At 71.9% G+C, this 3,486-nt stretch carries 5 protein-coding genes and 1 pseudogene; all 6 read right to left on the bottom strand.

Translation table 11 applies throughout. The features are described from left to right. Positions 1 to 607: substrate-binding domain-containing protein (locus KBX53_RS26535; protein ID WP_309140856.1), on the bottom strand; the 607-nt coding region annotated here is incomplete at its 3' end. Between the two features lie 157 nt (positions 608 to 764). Beyond that, positions 765 to 1,802: a lactonase family protein gene (locus KBX53_RS26530; RefSeq protein ID WP_210862249.1), complete on the bottom strand. Its 1,038-nt coding sequence runs from the start codon at positions 1,800 to 1,802 to the stop codon at positions 765 to 767. Between the two features lie 87 nt (positions 1,803 to 1,889). Beyond that, complete coding sequence (locus KBX53_RS26525) at positions 1,890 to 2,492, bottom strand: ATP/GTP-binding protein (protein ID WP_030333268.1); 603 nt, start codon at positions 2,490 to 2,492, stop codon at positions 1,890 to 1,892. Beyond that, the gene (locus tag KBX53_RS26520) at positions 2,473 to 2,859 is read right to left on the bottom strand and encodes a DUF742 domain-containing protein (RefSeq protein ID WP_210862248.1); all 387 of its coding nucleotides are present in this window, start codon (positions 2,857 to 2,859) and stop codon (positions 2,473 to 2,475) included. The genes KBX53_RS26525 and KBX53_RS26520 overlap by 20 nt, the downstream gene beginning before the upstream one ends. Then, complete coding sequence (locus KBX53_RS26515; protein ID WP_030333266.1) at positions 2,849 to 3,271, bottom strand: roadblock/LC7 domain-containing protein; 423 nt, start codon at positions 3,269 to 3,271, stop codon at positions 2,849 to 2,851. Before KBX53_RS26515 ends, KBX53_RS26520 begins: the two co-directional genes overlap by 11 nt. Continuing rightward, positions 3,271 to 3,486: pseudogene (locus tag KBX53_RS37195) on the bottom strand (hypothetical protein); the annotation flags it as partial. The gene KBX53_RS26515 and the pseudogene KBX53_RS37195, both read right to left, overlap by 1 nt.

Genomic DNA, 3,486 nt, shown 5'->3' with positions numbered 1-3,486 from the left:
AGAGCAGTCCGGACAGGCCCGCCGCGTCGCGGGTCGGCTCGACGATCCCGGTCCGCAGCGGCGTGCTGCTGTTGACCTGCTTGAGCAGGTCGGTCCAGTTGAACTTCTTGTCCGGCCAGCCGAGCCGGGTGGCGATCGGCTCGGGCATCGCGACGACGATCGGGCTGCGCGCGATGGACGCGCCGTTGGTCGGAGCGAACGCCGTCGCGTCCTTCTTCAACCGCAGCAGCCAGGTCGAGGAGTCGGGCACCCAGACGTCGGGGCTGACGGCGGTGCCGCTGGCCTGCCCCACGCCGGCGAGCACCGCGCCGTGCTTGGCCGCCACCACGGCCGCGACGTCGACCGGGTCGGACGCGGACACGTCGACCCGAATGCAGGTCGGGCCTACCGCCGCGCCGTCCTTCACCCACTGGGACGCCGCCGCGTCCACCGCTGGCGCGAGTTCGGAGGCGACCGCCACGGCGAGCCGGATCTCCCCCGAGCAGCTGGGCTGGATCAACTCCCGATAGCCGAACCACGCGCCCGTCGTGACGACGAGCACCCCGACCGTTGCGGCGGCGGCGGCTAGGTGGAGTTTCGAACGCATGCGATGGCGGCCTGCTGACACGGTGACCATCTTGCGTACTAGGTGCCGTCTCTGCCACATCCGTTCGGACTAAAGTTACGCAGGAGAAACAGTTGACCTCTCTTTTGCAACACAGAGTGACGTAGCAGCCTCGTGGCGTTGCCAAACGAGTGCGGCGCTCACGTCTCTAAACCATCGTTCAGGGCAAAACGCACGTCGGACTCGGCACCGGAACCGGCTCGCCGACCGCCTCCGGGACGCCGGTTTCGGCGTCGCGCCGGAACACCCGCACCATGTCCGCCCGCTCGTCGGCGACGTAGAGGTGCTCCCCGATCAGGGCGAAGTGCCGGGGCCACTCGCCACCGGTGTCCACTTCGGCCACCAGCTCGGGCAAGTCCCCGGCCAGGGTGAAGACCGCCACGGTCCCCGCCCCACGGTTGGCGACGTGGAGGAAACGGCCGTCCGGGGTGACAGCGACCTCCGACGGTTGGACGTGGCCGGCCCGCTCGCTCGCCTCGACCCGCCCGCGTTGGTGCAACGCGCCGTCGTCGGTCAGCTCGTACGCGGTGACCGAGGCGTCCAGCTCACCGACGAGGTAGCAGCGCCGTCCGTCCGGGTGCCGGGCCAGGTGCCGGGGACCGGTTCCGGGCGCGGTCCGCATCCGCGGCGCACGCGGCACCAGTCGTCCGGTCGCCGCGTCCAGGTCGTACCGGTAGACGGAGTCGGTGCCGAGATCCACGGCGAGGATCGGCCCCCGGCCCGGTCCCGGCGAGACCATGTGGGCGTGGGCGTGGTCCTGGCGCTCCGGGTCGGGGCCGTGGCCCTCGTGCACCACCAGGTCGGTGCGGTCGCCGGGCACGCCCCGCGGGTCGAGTGGGAAGACCGCGATGCTGCCGCTGCCGTAGTTGGCCGCCAGCAGGTGATCGCCGCCGGGCAGCACCGCCAGGTGGCAGGGCTCGGCCCCGGCGGTCGACCGGCTGCCGAGCGGGTCCAGCGCGCCGTCCGCACCGACCTGCCAGGCGCTGACCTCCCCGTCGGTCAGCTCGTTGACCGCGTAGAGCACCGGCTGGGTGGGGTGCCGCGCCAGGAAGGACGGGGACGGGGTGACCGCCACCGTGCCGAGCGGGGTCAGCGCCCCGGTCGTCGGGTCGCGACGTGCGGCGACGATGCCGCTGCCCCGTCCACCGCTCTGCGCGGTGTAACAGCCGATGTGGACGACCTCACCCTGACCGCTCACGTACCACTCCTCCGCCGGCATCCTCCGTTGATCCAACCAGAGCGTGCCCGCGTTGCCCGCCCGTTAACCCGCTTTCCGGCCCGGTTCTCAGGCGGCCGGCACCGGCTCACCGCGCTGCCGGGCCACGTGCTCCACCAGAGAGATCAACACCATCTTCCCGGACTGCCGGTCCCGGGCGTCGCAGAGCACCATCGGCACCTCCGGGTCCAGGTCGAGCGCTCGGCGTACGGTCTCCAGGTTGAACCGGCGGGAGCCGTCGAAACAGTTCACGCCCACCACGAACGGGATGCCGCGCTGCTCGAAGTAGTCGATGGAGGGGAAGCAGTCGGCCAGTCGCCGGGTGTCGGCGAGCACCACCGCGCCGAGCGCGCCGAAGGCCAGCTCGTCCCAGAGGAACCAGAACCGGTCCTGACCCGGCGTGCCGAACAGGTAGACCTGCAGGTCGTCGTTGATGGTGATCCGGCCGAAGTCCATCGCCACCGTGGTGGTGGACTTGCCCTCCACGCCGGAGATGTCGTCGGTGCCGATCCCGGCCCCGGTCAGCACCTCCTCGGTCTGCAACGGACGGACCTCGCTCAGGGCGCTCACCAAGGTCGTCTTGCCGGCCCCGAAGCCTCCCGCGATGAGGATCTTCAGTGCCAGCGGGATGGTGGTGCTGGTGCCCACCTGGTCACAGCGCACGGAGTCCACTGACCACCGCCTTGAGGATGTCGTCGTCGGGAAGGATGCCGGCTTTCGGCGGCTCGTGCACCGCGACCAGGCCTTCGGCGAGGAGATCACCGAGCAGTACCCGGACCACGCCGACAGCGAGGTCCAACTCGGCCGCCAGTTCGGCCACCGACACCGGCCGGCTGGCCAACGCGACGAGCCGTCGATGCTCGGGCAGCAGGTGCGCCTGACCCGCCGGGTCGACGTCCGCCGCCACCACGAACGCGACCAGGTTGAAATTGTCGACGGCGGAGCGTACCCGGCCCCGGGTGAGCGTGTACGGGCGCATCACCGGGCCGGCGTCACCGTCCAGCCACTCGTGCTGCGGCCCGGGCGGCTCAGTCCGCATCTCCGGCGTCCGCTGCCGATCGGGCCGGTGCGGCGAGGCTCTCCCCCACCCGGATCACCAGCATCGCCATCTCGTACGCGACCAGCCCGATGTCCGCGTCGGCGTCGCTCACCACGGCCAGGCAGGCGCCCTGCCCGGCGGTGGTGACGAAGAGGTACGCGGCCTCCATCTCCACCACCGTCTGTCGCACCGGGCCGCCGTCCACGTGCCGGCTGGCGCCGCGGGCCAGGCTGGAGAACCCGGCGGCGAGCGCACAGAGGTGCTCGGCGTCGGAGCGTTCCAACTCGGCCGAGCAGCCGAGCAGCAGGCCGTCGGCGGAGAGCACCACCGCCTCCCGGGCGGCCGGTACCCGTTGCACCAGTTCGTCGAGCAACCAGTCGAGGCCGGCGCTCTGCTTCGTCGAATGCCGCACTAGGCGTCCCTCTCAGTCGCGGTCGGTGGTTCGGGGCTCGTCGGCGGGTCGGTGGGTGCCGTCGGGACCGCGCTGCCGGTCGGCGTCGTCGGGCCCGTTGACGGCGGTGCCGTCGGGGTGACGGCGGTGGCACGGCCGCGCGCCGTGCCGGCCTGCAGCGCCGCCATCACCTGGCGGACCTCCTCGGGCGAGCGGGGTGACGGCGTGTCGCCGAC

It is taken from the genome of Micromonospora sp. M51, assembly GCF_018070305.1.
Lineage (GTDB): Bacteria > Actinomycetota > Actinomycetes > Mycobacteriales > Micromonosporaceae > Micromonospora > Micromonospora parva.
The sequence above is the reverse complement of the archived record's forward strand: the minus strand, read 5'-3'. Positions and strand labels throughout refer to the sequence as shown.

Excerpts from the sequence above, each read along its gene's own strand:
- KBX53_RS26520 (WP_210862248.1), bottom strand. The coding sequence starts at position 2,859 with ATGCGGACTGAGCCGCCCGGGCCGCAGCACGAGTGGCTGGACGGTGAC.